This is a genomic window from Lichenihabitans sp. PAMC28606 (assembly GCF_020616535.1).
Classification (GTDB): domain Bacteria; phylum Pseudomonadota; class Alphaproteobacteria; order Rhizobiales; family Beijerinckiaceae; genus Lichenihabitans; species Lichenihabitans psoromatis.
The window spans coordinates 1,497,835-1,518,899 of record NZ_CP085136.1; the positions used below are offsets into that span (position 1 = coordinate 1,497,835).

At 63.7% G+C, this 21,065-nt stretch carries 14 protein-coding genes; 13 read left to right on the plus strand and 1 reads right to left on the minus strand.

The window, feature by feature from the left end; all coding sequences use genetic code 11:
• Positions 1 to 3 precede the first annotated feature (3 nt).
• On the plus strand, positions 4 to 957 hold the full coding sequence (locus LGH83_RS07160; protein WP_227401188.1) for a LysR substrate-binding domain-containing protein: 954 nt from the start codon (positions 4 to 6) through the stop codon (positions 955 to 957).
• A gap of 10 nt (positions 958 to 967) precedes the next feature.
• Here the strand turns inward: LGH83_RS07160 and LGH83_RS07165 are convergent, their stop codons facing one another.
• Complete coding sequence (locus LGH83_RS07165; protein WP_227401189.1) at positions 968 to 2,881, minus strand: putative bifunctional diguanylate cyclase/phosphodiesterase; 1,914 nt, start codon at positions 2,879 to 2,881, stop codon at positions 968 to 970.
• 304 nt (positions 2,882 to 3,185) lie between these two features.
• Here LGH83_RS07165 and LGH83_RS07170 point away from each other — a divergent pair, with 304 nt between their 5' ends.
• From LGH83_RS07170 to LGH83_RS07225, 12 genes are all read left to right on the plus strand, one after another.
• On the plus strand, positions 3,186 to 5,600 hold the full coding sequence (locus LGH83_RS07170) for a GcvT family protein (protein ID WP_227401190.1): 2,415 nt from the start codon (positions 3,186 to 3,188) through the stop codon (positions 5,598 to 5,600).
• A gap of 146 nt (positions 5,601 to 5,746) precedes the next feature.
• Complete coding sequence (locus LGH83_RS07175; protein ID WP_227401191.1) at positions 5,747 to 6,625, plus strand: class I SAM-dependent methyltransferase; 879 nt, start codon at positions 5,747 to 5,749, stop codon at positions 6,623 to 6,625.
• A 290-nt stretch (positions 6,626 to 6,915) separates the two neighbouring features.
• A complete protein-coding gene (locus LGH83_RS07180; RefSeq protein WP_227401192.1) occupies positions 6,916 to 7,929 on the plus strand; it encodes an extracellular solute-binding protein in 1,014 nt (337 codons plus the stop codon).
• 6 nt (positions 7,930 to 7,935) lie between these two features.
• Positions 7,936 to 9,522 (plus strand): ABC transporter permease, encoded by a 1,587-nt coding sequence (locus tag LGH83_RS07185; RefSeq protein ID WP_227401193.1) that lies wholly within the window; start codon positions 7,936 to 7,938, stop codon positions 9,520 to 9,522.
• Positions 9,519 to 10,577, plus strand: a complete 1,059-nt coding sequence (locus tag LGH83_RS07190) for an ABC transporter ATP-binding protein (protein ID WP_227401194.1) — start codon at positions 9,519 to 9,521, stop codon at positions 10,575 to 10,577. The genes LGH83_RS07185 and LGH83_RS07190 overlap by 4 nt, the downstream gene beginning before the upstream one ends.
• A gap of 60 nt (positions 10,578 to 10,637) precedes the next feature.
• Complete coding sequence (locus LGH83_RS07195) at positions 10,638 to 11,264, plus strand: ATP-binding cassette domain-containing protein (RefSeq protein ID WP_227401195.1); 627 nt, start codon at positions 10,638 to 10,640, stop codon at positions 11,262 to 11,264.
• The gene (locus LGH83_RS07200; protein ID WP_227401196.1) at positions 11,261 to 12,112 is read left to right on the plus strand and encodes an ABC transporter permease; all 852 of its coding nucleotides are present in this window, start codon (positions 11,261 to 11,263) and stop codon (positions 12,110 to 12,112) included. The genes LGH83_RS07195 and LGH83_RS07200 overlap by 4 nt, the downstream gene beginning before the upstream one ends.
• 99 nt (positions 12,113 to 12,211) lie before the next feature.
• Complete coding sequence (locus tag LGH83_RS07205; protein WP_227401197.1) at positions 12,212 to 15,625, plus strand: glycosyltransferase family 4 protein; 3,414 nt, start codon at positions 12,212 to 12,214, stop codon at positions 15,623 to 15,625.
• A gap of 28 nt (positions 15,626 to 15,653) precedes the next feature.
• Positions 15,654 to 17,231 (plus strand): hypothetical protein, encoded by a 1,578-nt coding sequence (locus LGH83_RS07210; RefSeq protein ID WP_227401198.1) that lies wholly within the window; start codon positions 15,654 to 15,656, stop codon positions 17,229 to 17,231.
• A 295-nt stretch (positions 17,232 to 17,526) separates the two neighbouring features.
• Positions 17,527 to 18,423, plus strand: a complete 897-nt coding sequence (locus LGH83_RS07215; protein WP_227401199.1) for a tetratricopeptide repeat protein — start codon at positions 17,527 to 17,529, stop codon at positions 18,421 to 18,423.
• A gap of 2 nt (positions 18,424 to 18,425) precedes the next feature.
• Positions 18,426 to 20,606, plus strand: coding sequence for a glycosyltransferase (locus LGH83_RS07220; protein WP_227401200.1), 2,181 nt, complete (start codon positions 18,426 to 18,428; stop codon positions 20,604 to 20,606).
• Entirely contained in the window at positions 20,603 to 20,986 is a 384-nt protein-coding gene (locus LGH83_RS07225) for a hypothetical protein (protein ID WP_227401201.1), read from the plus strand. The genes LGH83_RS07220 and LGH83_RS07225 overlap by 4 nt, the downstream gene beginning before the upstream one ends.
• The last annotated feature ends 79 nt before the right edge of the window (positions 20,987 to 21,065 follow it).

The following is a 21,065-nucleotide window of genomic DNA, read 5'->3' on the forward strand; positions in this document are numbered from 1 at the left end:
GGCGTGAAGGCGCGTCCTGGCAGCAAGCGCAACATGGATCGGCAATGGCTGCCGTTGAACGCGCTACGCGCGTTTGAGGCGGCAGGCCAGCATCTCAGCTTCACCTCGGCGGCCAATAGTCTGACCGTGGCGCAGAGCGCGGTCAGCCGGCACGTGATTGTGCTCGAGAAGTTTCTCGGGACGGCGCTTTTCGAGCGGCGGCCGCAGCAACTCGCTCTGACCGACGCCGGGCGTCATCTGCTCCCGGTCGTCACCAAAAGCTTCGACCGCATCGATCAGGCGCTCGGCGAGATTGTGGCCGAACGCGGCACGCCGAAGCGTGGGTTGCGTGTCTCGTTGCCACCGACCTTCGCGCATCAATTGGCTATCCCGATCTTGCGGGATTTCCGCGCCGAGCGACCCGAACTCGCGCTCGAGATCGTGTCGAAGCCGGCCGGCGAAGCGGAGGGCGAAGTCGATCTCGCGATCGTCTATTCGGAACCGCGCGTCACCGACAACATCCTCGATTTATTGTGGATGGAGCGCCTGACGATCCTTTGCAGCCCCGCCATGCTGCCATCCGGAACGCCTGACATCGCCAACTTCGTGGCCGGTGGCGATCTGCTCCACGTGAAGCTCGACGACCGACCGCGTCATCACATGTGGGAGTTGTTCACCCGCTCGATCGGTCGGCCGGATCTGCCGGTCGGACGCGGCCTCGTGTTCGATACGGCGCAACTCGCGGCCCAATATGCTCTCTCGGGCGACGGTCTCGCGCTCGTCGATCCCTTGTTGTTCCGTGACGAGATCGCGGCGGGCCGGCTCGTGCAGCCCTTCGATCTCCGGCTCGCGAATGGCTATGGATATTACCTCACCACATCGCCCGAGGACCTCGACAACGAAGCTGTGGCGCTGTTTAGATCCTGGCTGATCCGCCGCTTCTCGGCTCTCGAAAACGCAGCCTCTCCGCCGGCCTGACCAACTCGTCTCACAGGACCGGCGCGCCGATCGCATGGATGGCGTTCGCTTGTGCCCAGAGCCGAGCGTGACAGGTCTCACCATCCAGGGGCCGATCGAAGTAGTAGCCCTGCCCCTCGACATAGCCCATGGCGCGGATCAGCACCGCATGGGCTTCAGTTTCGATCCCCTCCGCCGTGGTGGTCAGACCGAGCTTGTTGGCCAATGCGCCGATCGACTCGACGATCAGGCAGGCTTCCGGGTTGGTCGTGAGATCACGCACGAAGGACTGATCGATCTTGATCTTGTCGATCGGGAAGCGCTGAAGGTAGCCGAGCGAGGAATATCCCGTGCCGAAATCGTCAAGAGCGATCCGAAGCCCAAGATTCTTGAGTTCCGCCAGAATCCGCAACACATGCTCGTTGTCGCGTAACAAAATCGACTCGGTGATCTCCAGTTCGACCCGGCTTGCGGGCAGTTCCGATGCCGCGAGCGCGCTCCCGACATGGGCGACGAGATCGATGCCGTCGAACTGCCTTGGGGACAGATTGATCGACACTTTGACGGTCGCGGGCCACGTCCGCGCTGCGAGGCAAGCCCGCGCGAGGACCCAGCGACCGAGATCCGTGATGAGTCCGATCTCCTCGGCGATGGGAATGAATTGCGAGGGGGGAACGGCGCCGAGCACCGGGTGGGACCAGCGCAGCAACGCTTCGCAATTCACGATTTGCTGCGTGGCGAGATCGATGATCGGCTGGAAGTGAAGATCGAATTGGTTGAGCTTCAACGCAAGCCGAAGATCGACCTCGAGAGCTTTACGGGTCAGCAGGTCGCGTTCGAAGCAAGGATCGAACAAGCGGTATGTGGCGCGACCGGACGCCTTGGCGGCGTAAAGCGCAAGGTCGGCATATTTCATCAGCATCTCGGGGTCATGCTGGTCGATGGTGGCGGCTACGATCCCGATGCTGAGGCTGATCGGGATCAGTTTGCCGTCATAGGCGAAAGGCTGCGTGCAGACTTCGCGGACGCGTTCCGCGATCGGCGCAGAGTCGACGCTCGGATTGTCGATCCGCAGCAAAATCGCAAATTCGTCACCACCGAGACGCGCCACCAAGACGGCTTCGGGCAGGATTGCGGTCAGCCGCCGTGCCAAGACCTGCAGGAGGGCATCGCCGCCCGCGTGTCCAAGCGCGTCGTTGATGTCCTTGAAGAGATCGATATCGAGCAACATCAGAACGGAACGTGCCACGCCCTCGGATTGCGACGTCATCTCGGAGAGGATCTCGCCGAACATCAGTCGGTTCGGTAATCCGGTCAGATGATCGGTATGGGCCAGATGATGGACATTGCGATTACGCCGCACCAGCAGCACGATCAGCATGATGCCGCAACAGATCAGGATGATGATCAGCACCAAACCGGCCCAGTAGACCCGGGCTAGATCCAGGCGACGACGATCGACGCTTTCGACCGAAATTTGGTTGGCGGTCCCGATCAGGCCAACGATTGGTTGGTTCAGCGGCGACAGGAGGTCCAGCACACGGGTCGCATTTTGCTCGTCCAACGCATCGACCAGCGGGACCGTCAAAGCAATCGCAGACGCCAGGCTCTCGATCGGCGATCGAAGGTCGGCGCGTCGCGCGGCGAGAAGAGGGACGCCCCCTTGCTTGAGGATCGACAAGCGATTCTGAACGATGGCCAGCCTCAACTGAACGGCGTCCTTCGCGGCATCGCTGGGCGTCAACGCGAATCGGCCGACCGCCGCTTCGAACTGCAGAAACTCGGACGCTGTCTGGGTGACGTCGAAAACCGTGTTGTACCGCGCCGAATCGATCAGCGATTGCTGCCGCTCCGAGGTGAGCACGCTGGTGTAGATAGCCACCAGCGCCATCAGAGCCGTGGTGACGGCAAAACTCCACTCCCACCCGGTCAAGCGTTTCAGCATCGAATGCCCCGGCGTGACTGGTTCGCTCAAACGAGACCAGGAGTGCGACCGATCTTCGGATTGAAACACACGTCTGACGTTGACGGGGATCGTTCGACGAAAGACGACTTAAGAGAGCGCCCGTTGCCGTAAAATTTATCTAAAGACCCGAACACAACCGGCAGCCTTTCTTTCTTGATGGTGCGATCCAAAAATCAGTGGCGTTTCGCCGTGGTTTTCACGCTAGATTTAAAGGCTCGAGACCTCGGACCATCGAGCGACCGCCACCGGCCCGCAAAGCTTTTCACAGCCAGGAAATGTTCGCATGAAAACCCACGCCAAAGTCGTCGTGATCGGGGGCGGGGTCGTCGGTGCCAGCGTGCTCTACCACCTCACCAAAGCGGGCTGGCGCGACGTCGTCCTGCTCGAGCGGGCGGAGCTCACGTCGGGCTCCACATGGCACGCGGCCGGCGGGATGCACACGGTCAACGGCGATCCGAACGTCGCCAAGCTGCAGCAATATACGATCGAACTCTACAAGGAGATCGAAGCCATCTCGGGCCAGTCCTGCGGGGTGCATCTCACCGGCGGCATCATGTTGGCCGGCACGCAGTCGCGGCTCGATTGGCTGAAGCTCGCCCAAGCGCGCGGCCGCTACCTCGGCATGGATCTCGAAATGCTGTCGGTCGACGAGGCCGAAAAGCTGTTTCCGCTGATGGACAAAAGCCACTTCGTCGGCGGAATGTACGACCCCATGGAAGGGCATTGCGACCCGACCGGCGTGACCACGGCTTACGCAAAATCAGCACAGATTGGTGGCGCCACCATCGAGCGGCAGACCCGCGTGACGGATCTGCAGCCGCGACCGGACGGGACCTGGGACGTCATCACCGAGCAAGGCAACATCCACGCCGAACATGTCGTCAATGCGGGCGGCCTCTGGGCGCGCGAGGTCGGCCGCATGGTGGGGCTGGAATTGCCCCTGCTGGCGATGGAGCATCATTATCTGATCACCGACGACATGCCCGAACTCGTCGGCCAGAAAGAGCAATTGCACTGCATCGACTTCGAGGGCGAAATCTACGTCCGTCAGGAGCGGGGCGGCATGCTGCTCGGCACCTATGAAAAGGCCGGTGTGCCCTGGTCCGAACGTGAAACGCCGTGGGACTTCGGCCAGAACCTCCTGCCGAATGACCTTGACCGTATCGCTCCCGAACTTGAGGTCGGGTTCGAACATTTTCCGGCCATCGGCCGTGTCGGCATCCGCCGCATCATCAACGGGCCGTTCACCTTCGCGCCCGACGGCAATCCGCTCGTCGGCCCGGTCAAAGGCCTGAAGAACTTCTGGGTGGCCTGCGCCTGCATGGCCGGCTTCAGCCAGGGCGGTGGCGTGGGCTTGGCTTTGGCCAACTGGATGGTCGACGGCGACCCCGGCTACGACATCTGGGGCATGGATGTGTCGCGCTACGGCGACTGGGCCACGATGGCTTATACCAACGCGAAGGTGCGCGAGAATTATTCGCGGCGCTTCCGCATCCGTTTCCCGAACGAGGAGCTTCCGGCCGCCCGTCCGCTTCGCACGACACCGATTTACGATCGGCTCCACGACGCAAACGCGGTCTTCGGCGAATATTGCGGGCTGGAACATCCGCTCTGGTTCGCGCCGACCCAAGCCGAAGCGGTCGAGACGTTCACGTTCCATCGCTCCGAGTCGCATGCTCATGTGGCGGCCGAGTGCAAGGCCGTGCGTGAGGGCGTCGGCCTGCTGGAAACCTCGAACTACGGCAAGTTCGAGGTCAGCGGACCCAATGCCGGCGCATTTCTCAGCCGCGTCATGGCCAACACGCTCCCGGCGATCGGTCGCATGGTGCTGACCCCCATGCTGAACGAGCGCGGCAAGCTGATCGGCGATTTCACCGTCGGACGCTATGCCGCCGACAAGTTCTTCGTGGTCGGCACCTACGCGGCCGAAAGCTACTACATGCGCTGGTTCGAGCAGCACTTGCCGGAGACTGGCATCACGCTGCGACCTTGCGCCATGGAATATACCGGCCTTTCGATCGCCGGACCGCAATCTCGCGCCTTGTTGCAGACCCTCGTGCACGATGATCTCTCGACCGCCGCTTTCCCGTTCATGACCTTCCGCAAAATGGATGTCGGCATGATTCCGGCTCTGGTCGGCCGCGTCAGCTTCACGGGGGATCTCGGCTACGAGATCTGGGTGACGTCCGATTACCAGCGCGCGCTCTACGACCTGTTGGTCGAAGCCGGCGAGCCCTTCGGCCTCAAGCCCTTCGGCGGACGCGCGCTGCACTCAATGCGGCTCGAAAAGGGCTTCGGCACCTGGGCGCGGGAGTTCCGCCCGATCTATGGGCCGGACGAAGCCGGGATGGGACGGTTCGTGTCGATGAAGAAGAACGACTTCATCGGGCGGGACGCCGTCGCCACGTCCCGCGCGAGCGGCGACGCGCCATTGCGCCTTGTCGGCTTCACGGTCGATGCCGCCACGGCCGATGCGATTGGCGACGAGCCGATCTGGCACGACGGCAAGGTGGTCGGTTGGGTCACGTCCGGCGGCTTCGGCCATAGCGTCGGGACGTCGCTGGCGCTCGGCTATGTTCCGGCTCGCCTCGCAAGCGCGACGGAGGGTTTCGAGATCGAGATCATCGGCGATCGCCGTCCCGCCACCCGGCTCGACGGCGCGGCTTTCGATCCGACAGGCGCGCGGATGCGTGCCTAACGAGATCAACGCGCGGCCGCGTTCGTAACGGGATGCCCGCGCTTGTTTCCTGATCGATGACAGTCTCGGCGCATGCGTCGTCAGGCCCACCAACTCTGGTCGACAGCGACGGTAGACTTTTCCATGATGGGCGAAAGGAGCCCATCATGGTAGCCGCGACCACCAACTTCATTTCACGCTCGGCCGTTTCCGGGCTCGCCGCAGTCGCCGTCGCGCTCCTCGGAGCTGTTGCGACGCAAGGCTTCGGGGTGACCGTCGCCTCGGCGCAAGCCGCGCCCCCTTCTCTGCCATCTGTCATCGCCGGACCACAGCGCTCGCCCGCGAATGTCGCCCGCGACCCCTATCGCCATCCGCTGGACGACTTGACCTTCTTTGGCGTGCAGCCGACCAGCACCGTTATCGAAATTCTCCCGGGTGGGGTCGGCTATTGGACCGAGATCCTCGCGCCTTACCTCAAGGATCATGGGCGTTACATCGCCGCCAACCCGGCCAAGGATGCAACATCCGACGAGGCGAAGCGCGAAAACGCCGCCTTTACGGCGAAGGTCGCGGCCGACCCGACCGACTATGCCAAGATCGAGGCGGCCGAGTTCGTGCCGGGATCGCGCCCTCTCGGGCCGGACGGTTCGGCCGACATGGTCCTCACGTTCCGCAACATCCATAATTGGATGGCCAATGGCACGGTCGATGCGGCTTTCGACAGTTTTTATCGCGTTTTGAAGCCGGGTGGTGTTCTCGGCGTCGAAGAGCATCGCGCCAATCCCGATCAGCCGCAGGATCCGCAGGCCAAATCCGGCTATGTGCGGCAGGATTATGCGATCGCGCTGGCCGAAAAAGCGGGCTTTCGGCTGGCAGCGTCGTCGGAAGCCAACGCTAACCCGAAAGACACGAAAGATTACCCGGCGGGTGTCTGGACGCTGCCCCCCACCTACAGGCTCAAGGATCAGGATCATGCCAAATATGCCGCGATCGGGGAAAGCGACCGCTTTCTGTTGAAATTCGTCAAACCACTGAGCGCCCCGTGAACTCTTGGGCGCACCACGTGGGGGTCGCGACGATCACCTGCTCGTTTTCTGATCCGCATATTGGCCTGCAAGGCTGGATTAACTTGAACCAAGATCGACGTTACTCTCGCTTTGCAGTTTGAAGTCATTCAAAACTGTAGTTTACAACGAATCTAAGAAGTAAAAAGAATTTGCCAGCGGGGACGGACCGTCCTATTTCACCCGAACTGGCTCGGCAGTCTCGGCCCCTCACGCAGGGTTATGCGTGACGTGCGGATCGTAGGCTTCAGGGCTCCGTTCAGGGAAACACCATGACCGTCCGACATTCTCTCCGGCTCGCCCTGCTGGCCTGCGCCGCATCCTTGGTTTTTGCTCCCGCGGCTCGCGCGGCCGACAGCCAGACGCTGACGATCTATAACGGGCAAGACGAGGGTCCGGTCGAAGCTGCGGCCGCCGCGTTCGAGAAGAAAACCGGAATCAAGGTCGAGATGCGGAAGGGCGGTAGCCCGGCCTTCGCCAATCAGATCATTCAGGAGGGCGCGCGCTCTCCGGCCGACGTCTTCTATTCGGAATATACGTCCCCGCTCGCGATCTTGAAGGACAAGAACCTGCTGGCCGAAGTGCCGGCCGAGACGCTTGCCGAAATCCCGGCCCGCTTCAACGACGCTGGCAAGATGTGGCTGGGCGTGACGGCTCGCAATCAAGCCATGCTGTATAACAAGACCATGATCTCGGAGGATAAGCTCCCCGAGAGCGTGCTCGACTTCGCCAAGCCGGAGTGGAGCGGCAAGGTGGCGTTCAACCCGAAGAGCGCCGCGTTTCTCGAAGAAGTCACGGCTGTGATCCAGGCGAAGGGTGAGGCGACCGCGAAGGCGTGGCTCACCGCTCTCAAGACCGGCGCGAAGGCTTACCCGAGCAACACCGCAATCGTCGTGGCGGTCGATCGCGGCGAGGTCGAAACCGCGATCGTGGGCGACAATTACTGGTTCGCGGTCGCCGAGGAGCGCGGGGCCGACAAGATGAACGCGCGTGTCCATTATGTCGGCCACAAGGACCCCGGCTCGCTGGTCACCGTTTCGGCGGCCGCCATCCTGAAATCGGCCCCACACCCCGATGTGGCCCAAAAGTTTCTGGCGTTTTTGGCCAGCGCCGACGGCCAGACCGCCGTGGCGGCCGCAGCGGCCGATTACCCGCTCCGTCCGGGCATCGTCTCACCCTATAAGCTGACACCGCTCGCAGACCTCGACGTGTCGCCGATCACGCCGTCCGATATCGGCACCGCGCATGTCGCTCTGGAGCTTGAACGGTCGGTCGGGTTGAACTGACGCGCGATGTCGATCGCGATCCGACGCAAGGCTGACACGACCCGCTCCTGGCCCTCGTGGCGGCGATCGTTCTCGACGCCGCCGCTGTGGCTGGTGCTGCCGGTTGGCCTTGTGGGTCTCGCGACACTGCTGCCGCTTGCGTTCGTCTTGGCGCAGGCCGGCCAGGCGGGGTGGTCGCAGAGCGTCGATCTGCTGTTTCGCCCCTACACGGGTGGGCTCCTGCTCGCCACGCTGCAATTATTGGGCGGCGTCACGGCTGGCAGCCTCCTTCTTGGGGTCGGGCTCGCCTGGCTCGTGGAGCGCAGCGACGTGCCGGGCGCGCGCGTCTGGGGGATTGCGCTACCGCTGTCGCTGGCGGTGCCGTCCTTCGTGACGAGCTTCACCTGGGTGTCGCTGAGCGCGCGCTTCGAGGGTATGAATAGCGCCATCGCGATCCTGTCGCTCGCCGAATTTCCGCTCATCTACCTGCCGGTGGCGGCAGCCCTTCGCGGCATGGACCAGAGCCTCGACGATGTCGCCTGCTCGCTTGGCCACTCACCCTGGCGGCGCTTCACCGGCGTAACGCTCCCACAATTGCGGCCTGCCATCTCGGGTGCGGCACTGCTCGTCATGCTGCATATGCTGGTCGAGTTCGGGCCCCTCGCACTGCTGCGCGTCGATACGTTCACGACCGCGATCTATGCGGCCTTCGAGCTCGAATTCAACAGCGCCTCCGCCGCCGTGCTGTCGGCCGTGCTGCTGGTTCTCTGCGGATTGATCGTTCTGGCCGAGATGCGGCTGCGCGGAACGTTGCGGTTCGCCCGCATCGGCTCCGGCGCGTCACGACGGCCGACGCCGATCCGTCTCGGGCTTTGGCGTTTCCCCGCGATGGCGTTTCTGGCGACCGTGGTGGCGCTGGCGCTGGGCGTTCCGCTCGTGTCGCTCGGATATTGGATGCTGGTTGGGTCATCCACCGCTTTTCCGGTCGGACGCATCGCTCATGCGCTTTTCGGCACGCTGCAACTTGCCGGGGTCGGGAGCCTTGTCACGACGGCAGCGGGGCTCGCTCTGGTGTTCACGGCCATCCGGTTTCGCGGCGCCATCTCGCGTTTGGCGGAGCGCCTGCCCTTCGTGATCCATGCTTTGCCGGGCGTGGTCGTGGCCCTGGCGCTGGTGTTCTTCACCTTGAGCGTCGTCCCGGCCCTCTATCAGACCATGGCTGTGCTGGTCCTCGCCTATGCGCTGCTGTCGCTACCGCTGGCTCAAAGCGCCATCCGCGCGGTGCTGGAGCAGTTCCCCGCCTCGATCGAGGATGCGGCTCGCTCGTGCGGACGTGGACCCTGGGCTGTCTTCGTCCGCGTGACGCTGCCCAATATCGCGACCGGGCTCGGGGCCGCGCTGATCCTCGTCTTCCTCAGTCTGTTGCGGGAATTGACCGCGACCCTGATCCTCTCTCCGACCGGCACCGACACGCTGTCGATGGAGGTTTGGTCTCATACGTCCAAGATGGAATATGGCGCGGCGGCTCCTTACGCGCTGCTGCTCGTCCTGCTGTCCGGCATTCCGGCCTACCTCTTCGGACGGCGCCTGCGCCGGGGCGGCGCGAGCCGATGAGCCGGGCCGGTCTCGCGGTTCGAGGCGTCCACAAAGCCTTCGGCGACGCGCCGGTCCTGCGTGGGATCGACCTGTCGGTCGACCCTGGCACGCTCGTGGCCATCCTCGGCCCGTCGGGTTGTGGGAAAACCACCCTGCTACGCCTACTTGCCGGCTTCGATCGCGCTGATGCGGGCTCGATCGCGCTCAACGATCAGATCCTTGCCGATGACCGGGCCTTCATACCCTCGCATCTGCGCGGCATCGGCTACGTTCCGCAGGACGGCTCGTTATTTCCGAATCTGTCGGTCGCCGACAACATCGGTTTCGGCTTGCCGCGATCGGGCGCTCGCGCGGAACGGCTCGCCGCGATGACAAGCCTGATCGGCATGGCGGGTTTCGAGGGCCGCATGCCGCACGAACTTTCGGGCGGCCAGCAGCAACGTGTGGCGCTGGCCCGTGCGCTCGCGCTGCAACCGACGCTGGTGCTGCTCGACGAACCCTTCAATGCGCTCGACGCCAACCTACGCCGCACTCTCTGTGCCGACGTCCGCCGCATCCTCAAGGAGAGCAATGCGACGGGCATTCTCGTGACCCATGACCGCGACGAAGCCTTCGCGATGGCCGACATCGTCGTGGTGATGCGGAACGGGGTGATCGCTCAAACCGGAACGCCGCGAGAGCTTTACGATCATCCCGTCGATCTCGATCTCGCCCGATTGGTCGGCACGGCGGTTTGTCTCCCGGCGACACTCAAGGGCGGCGTGGCGCAAACCTGTCTCGGCGCCCTGCCGGTGATCAATTCCAGCGCCTGCCCCGAAGGTCGCGTGCTCGCCATGCTGCGTCCGGAGCAGATCAGGCCGGCCGCTGCGGGACATGACGGCGTCGACGTCGCGGTGCGTGGTTCGAGTTTCCTCGGGCCGCTGATCTGGCTTGATCTGTTGTGTCGCAACGAGGGGCTATCGGTTCCGCTGATGGCCTGCTGGCCGGCCGCCGAAGCTGACGCGATCGGATCGTCGGTCCGCGTGGTGGTCAACGGCGCCGCGATGGTATTTCCGGTCAAATACCCGCTCTAGGCTCAGGCGGATCGTTGACAAGACTGCCGGATCGCGGCTCTTTCCGCGCCATGGCGAAACATGACGCTCCCCCAACGGATCATGGCTGAGGGCCTTCTGATTCGCGACCTGATCGGCGCCGTCCGGGGCCCGTTCACGCTTGCGGTGCCGCATGGGTTCTGCGTCGCCGTGACCGGACCGTCCGGCATTGGAAAGAGCCTCTTGCTCAGGATGATCGCGGATCTCGACCCCAACACCGGCGTCGTGACGCTGGATGGGGCAAACCGGGCCACGATGTCCGCACCCGCGTGGCGGCGCAAGGTCACCTATGTGGCAGCGGAATCCGGGTGGTGGGAGGATCGCGTCGGCGACCATATGGCCGACCTGTCGGCCGCCAAGCAGGCCTTTCCGGCGTTTGGTCTCGACGCTGCGCTGGTCGATGCGCCCGTCGCGCGTCTCTCGACCGGCGAGCGTCAGCGCGCCGCTCTCGTCAGGGCCGTGATCCAGGATCCCGCGATGCTGCTGCTCGACGAACCGACCTCCGCGTTAGACCCGGCCTCGACGCTGCTGGTCGAGGGCGAGTTGCTCCGGTTGAAACAGGCCGGAACCGGGTTGCTGCTCGTGTCGCACAATGCCGAACAGGCGCACCGCCTCGCCGATCGGCATCTCGTCATGAGCCGCGACGGCCTCGCCGCGCTCGCGCCATGACGCCGATCTTGCTCACCCCGCTCGATCTCGCGATCGCCTCGCTCTTGGTGCTGGCCAGCGCCGGTTTATCGATGCTCCTCACCCTCGGCGTGCATCGCCCCTTGCTGATCGCCTCTACCCGCATGGTCGTGCAATTGGTCCTGGTCGGTTTCGTGCTGCGGCAGATCTTTGCGATCTCGTCGGGGTGGCTGACGGCGCTGGCGGTCGGGGTCATGTTGGCGGCCGCGAGCCGCGAAGTCGGCGCCCGGTCGCCCCGGCGCCTGAGCGGGCTCTGGCACTATGCGGTCGGCACAGCGTCGATCGTCATCGCCACCGTGACGGTCGCGGTCATCGCGCTCACGACAGCGCTTCGGCCGACGCCCTGGAACGACGCCCACCACGTGATCCCGCTCGTCGGCATCATCGTCGGCAATGTCATGAATGCTGCAAGCCTCGCGCTCAATTCGGTTTTCTCGACCGTGACGCGCGAGAGAGCCGCGATCGATGCCCGATTGGCGCTCGGGGCAACGCGAGCGCAAGCCTTCGAGACCATCGTTCGGCAAGCCGTGATGGCCGGCATCATCCCGACCATCAACCAGATGGCAGCCGCCGGCATCATCACGCTACCGGGGATCATGACCGGCCAGGTCCTGGCCGGCATGGACCCGCTCGAGGCCGCCAAATACCAGATCCTGCTGATGTTCGTCTTGGCAGGTGGCGGCTTTCTTGGAAGCCTGATCGCGGTCGAAATTGCGGTGCGTCGCCTGAGCGACAAGCGACAACGGCTGCGGCTCGACCGACTTGACTCTAAGATCGAGGCTCGCGTTGCAAGCCGCGACGCCCGCATCAAGAAAAAAGGCTCAGAATAGGCCATTTTGTCGCGGATGACGTTGCGGCAGACTGACCCTCAAGCTATCAGCTTGCATGGCGGAACGGTCAAGTTCACGCTTGCTTGCTGTCGAGGTCGTTTGGTCGCCATCGCGTTCATCTCGTACGAGATTTACCCCACGACCCCCGGCGGCGTCGGCGCGTTCGTGACCGCGACCACCCGCATGTTGTTGCGGAACGGGCATGACGTCGCGCTGATCCTGGATCTCTCGACCGCCGAGTTTCGGGCCTGGACGCAGTCGCACAGTAAGCGCGTGATCGACGGCGCTGGCACGTTGCAGAATTATCGAGCCGACGATCTCTGCGCCGACATCGAGCTTGCCCGCGAGAATTTCCCCTCCGAGGCGCATTGGAAGAGCTATCGCTTCGCTTGGTGCCTGAAGAAGGTGCACCTGAAGCAGCATCTCGATTTCGCTGAGTTCGTCGACTACTGCGGCGCCGCCTATTACAGTCTGATCGAGCGCGCCCATCATCCGCACGCTTTTCCGAGCCGGATCGCGATCCGGCTTCACAACACGATCGAAGTGATCGCCCGCCGAACCGAATCCTCCTTCGAGGATTTCCGGCTCGCCGATTTTGCGCTCGAACGCGCGGCGCTTGCCATGGTCGATGTGGTTCTGTCATCCGGACAGGCCTATTTCGACGAGGAAATCGCGACCCTCTACACCATCGATCGGCGCCGTTTGCACCTCTCGCCGCTCGTCTGCGAGGTTCGCGAGCCCGTCGTCCGACGCGAGCAGGCACGCGACGTCCTCTTCGTCGGGCGCCTCTCGACCTTCAAGGGGCTCGATCGCTTCCTGCATGCAGCGGTCGCGATTTTGTCGGACGCTGCGGTGCGCGACACGGTCGGTGACTTCATCGTCATCGGCCCATCGGAAACGGTCTCGTCAGGGCAAAGCGAGGCGGCCCTGCTGGCCATTGCGGCGGGTCATCTCGGCACGCGGATCAAGATTCTCGGACGACTCGGTCACGACCAGATCCGGCGCTCTTATGAAACAGCATCCTGTGCGGTCTTCGCCAACCGGATGGAAAGCTTCTGCTACGCGGCGCACGAAGCGCATCTCGCCGGCGTCCCCCTCGTTCTCACAGAGATTCCGACCTTCCGGGATTTTTTCGTCGACGCTGAAACTGCGCTGCTTGTGGAGGGGTCCGTCTCCTCGCTGGTCCACGCGATCCTGCGCCTCGCGACCGATCATGAACTCAACCACAGGCTCGCGATAAGCCGCGCCGCGACGGTGACGCGCTATACCCAGAATCACTACCCCCGCCACACGGCCATCGCGCCGTTCGAGCCGGCATTGCCTCAGCGCGGCGAATCCGGCAGCGATCTGTCGATCGTGGTGGTGCACGAAACCTTCAAGGACAGCGCCGCGACTGCCGCCGATCTCGCGGCGCTGTGGGCGGCGCTGCCCGGCGTCCATGCGGTTCAACTCAGGCCTGGCGAAACCGGATCGCGGGTGCCGATCTTCGGCGACTTCTACGCGCTGTCGGACCGAGACGGCGCCGACCTCGTCGTGCAGGCCGTGGCGCTGCGGAGCCATGTGGTCTTCGTCGATCCAAACCGCCTGCCGGACGCGGCATTCCTGCGCGCCGCCCTCGGCATCCTCACGGCGATGCCGATCGTCGGTGCGGTTTGCCCGGCCCGCACCGACAGCGACGGAACACTTAAAGCCGCCCGTCTCCCCATCGCGCTCGAGGCGGCCGAAGGCGAGAGTGTCGCGCTGATGGGCGCGGTCTTCCGTACGGGCAGACCAGCCTGCCTCGTCGATCTCGTGACCGATCCCAGCCCCACCAGCGAACTCGCGATCCTGTGGTCGATCCAGGCCAAGGGCTCGCTCGTGGTCGATTGGCCGGCAACGCGGGTCTCGAGAGCCCTGCACCCCGAGCGACGGTTTCGACAGGCGGATTGGCAGAGCTTTCTACGCCGTCACGCCTGGACCTCCGACACGGTCGCGGCTGCGGCCCAGATGAGCACCACCAAGGCTCTGGCCGCCATCGTCCGATCATTGACCCCGGCCGAGGTCGCATCGATGCGGATCAGCGCCGCTTTGGAGCAGTCGCTCGACCATGCGGACTGGCTTTACGTGCTCCCCAACCTCGCGAGCCCGTCGACCGGAGCGGCGCGTTCAGCCGATGAGGCGAAGCGGGGTTACACGACCTTGGTCCAAGTCTTTCCTGGCTCATCCGCCGCCACACTGGCTTGGCGCGACTGCACCTTCGAGGGACCCTGGGAGGATGTGATATCGCTCGATCACCCGGCGGGCTTGCGTCGCTCCAAAGCCGGGACCTGCCTCATTCACGGCTTCGCGCGCGGACGGCTGATGGTCCTGGTCGGGCCGGATCAGGACCAAGCGGTGTTGGTCCAACATGGCCGTGCCGTCTTGGTGGATTTCCGCCGCTCGCATTATCACGACGTGCTTCTCGACATCGAGGCGCTGCTGTCACTCGATACCCATCGGCTGGTTCACGCTGTCGAGGTCCTGAACCCGCTTCGGTCGATATCTGATCCGACGCGAGACAGCAGCGAGGGCGCTTTGGCGGTCGTGGTTCTGGCAGGCGACGCGCGGTTGCCCCTCGCCCGAGCGCTGGCGCGCGCCCTCGGCGTTGCCCGACCGCTCGTGACCATGGAGCCCGACGTCGATCCCGATCGTGCCGCCCGCGCGCTCGTTGAACAGGCTTCCGTCGCCGGAATTCGAACCTATGTGCTGGTCGACGGCCCCGATACGCGGCACCTCGTTGGCAAGATTTTGAACGCCGCGCCGCGCCTCTCCTGCATCCTGCTCGCGACCAGTGGCATCGGATGGCAACACGATGGGTACAGCGGCTTCAAGGCTCTTGCCCAATTGAAGCAGAGCTTCGGCACGCGGCTGACGATCCGGATCGCCAGCGATGGTTTGAGCGGTCTCTTCCAGGCGAGGGGGATCGCGGTCGACGAGATCGCACTCCCGCCATTGACGCCGCAGCCCGCGTGGCCGATGTCGCTTGGCCCGATCGATCTTGTGGTCGGGGCCGGCAGTGGCGAAGTCCCGTCGCTCGGCCATGTCGCGGCCGCGCTGATGATGCTGCACCCCGACACACTCGCCCGGATCGGCGACATTTTGGTTCCCGGCCAGGACGCTCAACTCGGCATCGTCCTGCGGCGCTTCGGGCTGGGGCACCGCCTGCAGCGTTACGACGGCCTCGGGGCCGCGATCCGGTCGCGGCAAGATCGGCGTTTCATCTATCTGGCACCCTTCCCCGACAGCATCCTCGACGGCTTCGCCTATCTGGCGCTGGAGACCGGCGGCCTTGTCCTGGTGGGAGCCGACGCGATCGACCTCGATGGCTTTCCGCAGCGTGAGGCTCTCCAAATTGTCTACTGGGAACAGGCGGACGAGTTGGCCGGTCGGCTCACCACGCTGATCCACGGCTATACCGATGTCAGGACCGCCATGGCGGAGTGGGTGTGGCCAGGACAGGTCTCGACGCCGACGCGCGAGGCATCCGTCTCGTGATCCTCCTCCACCATCGTCCGGTTGCATCATGAAGACATGGTTTGCAAGGCTGCTGCGCGGACCGCCTCCCTCGCGGCCGACAGCCAATCGGGAGGCCGATCCGGTCGCGGCGCCACTCGCCATGCCCGCAACGAGGCCAGACCTGCTGATCATCCAGGCTCTCGGGCAGCGGCATCCCAGCGGCCGCGGCGGCGAGGTCATTCTGGTCAATCTGCTGCCCCGCAACGCCGAATGGCCGATCGCACTCGACACCATTCCGCTGACCGATGGCGGCGAACGAATGACCGACGTGCTGGTGGGCACCCATGAGCAAGTGGGGGCCGGCATTAAATTGGGGCCAAACGAGAGCCTCGCTTTGACGCTTCGGGAGGGCGGCAGCATTCGTCTGCTGACGCATCCCTGGTCTGGAGCGGTGCGGCTCATGTGGCAGGGGCGCGAGCAAGAGATCGATCTTTACGCAGCCAAGACCGCCACGATCGACATCGACCTGCCCGGCCCAGCCGAGGCAGCCACGACCACGATCCTACGACCCGACCCCAAGGTCGCCCAAGCGGCACTCGAGGCGACGCTAGAAGGCCTCGGCTCTGCATTACGCCTGACCCTGGAGCGTCTATCGGCTTCAGGGTCGACACACAGCCGGGTCGTCGCCGTATCGACGCCGCGCTGGCGGGGCGTGACGGCCGCCACGACTGCGCTTTTTCAAGCGACATTCCCCATGCCGTATGGGATCGAGGGACATCCCGATGACCTCACGGACCAGGATATCGAATCTTACGCCCGTGTTCTGGCAGTCTTGCCGATCGATCAGATCGTCATCTCGGGCGGCGACCGATTTTTTCTGAAATTGATCGATGCGGTCGAAGCCATCAATCCGCGGATCACCTTCACGCTGCTATGGCATTCGAGTTACCTGCAGATCGGCGAGCCCCATGATCTGGCGCTGCTCACGCTCTGGCTCGATGCGGCGCGGGACCGACGTATCCGCCGCATCGGCGTCGTCAAACGCGGCATGGAGGCCTTTTTCCAGCGGTTCGGGATCGATGCCGTCTTCGTCCAGAATGCCGTGCCGTTCACGGCATCCGACGTCGTTCCGACCCGCAACACGCAACGCGTCGGCCTATGGCTGTCGGGCTCGTCGGAATACCGGAAGGTCCCCTACAACACGCTTTGCGCGTTGAGCCTGATCGACGGGATCGAGCTGACGGGCTCGGGTTTCGATCCGCGCGCCATGATGCTGGCACGCGAGTTGCGCCTGAGGGCGCCCGAGATCAGCCCGACGCCGCTGCCCCATGCCATGATGCTGAGACACATGCGGCGAACCGCTTTGACGCTTTACGTGACGGTGTCGGAATGCATGCCGATGGTGCCGCTCGAAAGCATCGCGGCGGGGGTTCCGTGCCTGATCGGGCCGAGTTGCCACCTTTTCGCCGACGATCCGGTCCTGCGGGAGCTCTATGTGGTCGAGCGGCCCGGCTCACCGGATCATATTGCGGGGCGCATCCGCGAGGCGCTCAAAGCGTGGCCGGCGAGCTTCGATCCTCTCATGCGCTACATGGCCGATTATAATCGGACATCGGTCGAGACGGTCGATCGTCTGATTGCGTGAATCTGCCGGCAAAACAAACGCTTGATGAGGATGACCTTAGCGCCGCGATCGTGGCTTCAATCTAGCCACGATCTTGCCAAGCTCAGGCTTATGACGTAAGGAAAGTGAAGTAGATATCGGATTAGAAATGTATCTTTTTTATCTGACGTAGCGTAATTTTTTGATCGGCCTAGTACGCTGATCAATCTCGATCTTGGGACTTTTGGCTTCGAGATATGAAAGTCCGTCAAACCCATCACATCGGCGTCCATCTGACCTGCCGACCGAGATCGACGTTCACGATGGTGGACCGGGGATGAGTTTGCTCTTCGCCCTTCACAGCAAGATCGGTTGGGTGCCTGATACACGTGCGCTGCGGATCAAGGCTGATGCGGCGCAGGCCTCCGGCAATCTGCGACATGCCGTTCGTCGCTATCGTAAACTGGTCCAGCATGGCGACCGGTCGTCGCGCTTCCCCCTGGGCATCTGCCTGCAGCAGTTGCGCGCCTATCGACAGGCGATGATCGAATTCGAAACCGTGCTGATCGACCATCCCTCACATGTGGATTGCATCGAACGGATCGCCTTCTGTGCGGAAAAGCTCGGCGATCGCGACAAAGCCACCGCGTTGTATCGCGAGGCTAGCGCTCGCTCCGCCGACCACCGGCGTCGGCTCTCGTCGGCACTGACCCGCGTCGACCACGATTATCGGAAGCTTGTGGCCGATGCGGATCGCTTGCGAGACGACGGCCATTTCGAGGCCGCCGCAGAACGCTATTCGTTCGCGCTGCGCCGCAACCCCTACGACATCGACATCCTCATTCAATATGGCCATACCGCGAAAGAGTCGCATTGGCTGTTCGAGGCCCTGAACGCCTATCGGACGGCCGCAGAGCTCGACGTGGACCGAACCACCGACGTCGCGCTACATCTTGCCGATCTCGAACGCCGCCTGGTCGGGCGGCGCACCCCGAAAACTGAAGCCATGCCGCCCGAATTGGCGGCCCCTTTGTCGCGCGAGCGCATCGCGGCGATCATGACGTTGACGCTCGGGGCCAAGCCGCAGACCGACTTTGCCTTGCGGCAACATTTTTCCGGAAGTCTGAATGCCGGCGAACTCCTGCTGAATGTGGTCCGTTCCCCAGAGTTTCGCGACCGAAACGCGGGTTTGATTTCGCATTATAAAAAGCGTTTCGCACCGGCCGAAGACTGACGATGCGTTTTTCGATCGTCGTCTCTACGCTCAATCGCGTGCGATCACTCGCCCAAACGCTGCTGAGCCTGAGGGATCTCGACTATCCGGATTTCGAGGTCATCGTGGTGAACGGCCCGTCGACCGATGGAACGGACGATCTTCTCGCCGCGATGCGAGATCGGGTCACGATCGGTCGCTGTACGGTGCAGAACCTCAGTGTCTCGCGCAATATCGGCCTATCGCTCTGTCGCGGTGACGCCGTTGCATTTCTCGACGACGATGCGGTGCCCCGGCCCGATTGGCTGACCCGATTGGCCCCCCATTATGCCGACGCGCGTCTTGGCGGGGTCGGCGGTTTTACGCTCGATAATTCCGGTCGCGTCTTTCAGGCGCGCGGGATCGTCTGCGACCGCTATGGCGACGCTCATCGCCTGCCCGACGGGATGACCGTGCCGGGGCTCGGACCCGACACGTGGTTCTTTCCGAGCCTGCTTGGCACCAATTCGAGCTTCCGGCTCGCGGCGCTGCGCGATATCGACGGCTTCGACGAGAATTACGCCTATTTCCTCGACGAGACGGATGTCTGCGCCCGGCTGCACGATCGCGGCTATCGCATCGTCTACGAGCCCGACGCGATCGTTTTTCATCAATTCGCCTCGAGTGCCGTGCGAACCGCCGCCCGTCTCCCGAAATCGCTGGCCGCGACAACCCGCAGCAAGGCGTATTTCTGCATGCGTCATGCCGGAAGCCGAGGCGGAGCCGACCCGTCGCGCTACCTTACCGATTATGCGGCGCAACTCGACGCCGACCATCGCGGCCTGGTGACCGATGGGCGCATTTCCGCCGCCCATGCCGAGACGCTGCATCAGGAGATCACCGCCAGCATCGCAGATGGCCGCCGTGCCGCCATGCAGCGCCCGCTGACCCGCCCGATCGCGTCACCGGCCTCCGAATTCATGCCCTTTCCCGTTAAGTTTAGGACCGGCGGCGGTCTCGTGGTGCTGGTCAGCCAGAACCTACCCCCGGCCGATACGGCGGGGATCGCCCGCTACACCCACGAGCTTGCGGCCGGGCTGGCGTCACGCGGGCGTCGGGTCAAGATCATCACGCGGGGGCAGAACGGACATACGATCCGTTTCGACGATGGCGTTTGGGTTCACGAGATCGATGGTTTCGACGACACGCTCGATAGCGCCTTTCTGTCCAGCGACGGAGCCTTGCCGTCCAACATTACGCGGCACGCGGCCCGGGTAGCTCGCGAAGTCGCGCTGATCCAAGCGACGGAAGCGATCGCGTTCGTCTCATGGCCGATCTGGGATCTCGAAGGCGTCGCGGCTGACGAACGGCTGACGGTGCGGACGGTGCTGACGCTGCACACGACCTATCGCCTGGCGCGACAGCACAAACCCGAATGGGCGGCACGTCACCTCTTCTCGATGAGCGTGGTGGATCCCGTCGTGGCGGCCGAACGTCGACTGCTCGCGTCCCATCCGCTCATCATCGCCAATAGCGCGGCGATCATCCGCGATATCGAGACCGACTATGACATGGTCATTCAGGATCGATCCGCCATCGTTCCGCATGGGCTTGATCCGGCTTTTGTCCAGCAGAGGCGACGGGCGGGCCCGCCAAACGTGACCCGCGTGCTGTTCGTCGGTCGCCGCGAGCCGCGGAAAGGGTTCGACTTCGGTCTCCGGGTTGCCGAACAGGTGACCCGAGACGAGCAAGCCATCCAGTTTCACTTTGTCGGCGCCTCGACCGATGATGACGCGCTCGATTGCCGTGCCCGACCCTACCGGTTCGAGGGATCGGCCGCCTCGCGCTGGTCGCGCCCCATCGAAGTTGCCGACTACATCGCCGACGATGCTTTATGGCAGGCCTACCGCGACGCCGATCTCGTCATCGTGCCGAGCCGCTATGAATCGTTCGGGCTGGTCGCGGTCGAGGCCCTCAGCGTCGGCACACCCGTCTTGGCGGCGGCCAGCGGCGGTTTGGTCGAGATCGTCATCGACGGGGTTTGCGGTTTCTTACGGCCGGCGGATGCGATCGAGGACTGGACCGACACGATCCTGGCGTTCCACGCGCTCGAGGCCGCCGATCGTAACGCGATGCGAGAGAGCGCTCTCGCGCGGCATCAAGCCCGTTTCACGCGCGCCCACATGGTCGACGCCTTTCTCCGGACAGCCGAGGTAATAGAATGACGCTCGATGGCGCCTTGCTGGCCGAGGTCTATGAGCTGTTCGGCATTCTCGATCAGTTCGAGGGCGAGGATCTCGACGCCCGCGCGAAGCTTTACGGCGCCTCGGACGAACTGCTGATGGACGTCATGCTGCGCGCCAATCTCAAAATGCGGTTCCCTGAGCTGCACGAGGCGTTGCTCAAGGATGCGTCGTTCTACGAGGCGGATCAGGTGGGAATCGGCCGATACCGGGTCGCCAATGCGATCGAGGCGATCGATCGACAGATCGAAGCCTTGCAGATCGATTTCGTCCGCGTGGCGGCGCAGTTGCACGATCTCGAAACCGGCGTTTCGTCTTTGAATGAACGACGGCGGTTGCTTGGCCTCATCAAGAAAGACTAGAGCGACAGCGACATCCGAGGTTGCTACGGGTCGTAAAAGACGAGGCCCGACATCACCTTACGTCATCTTGACGAGGGAG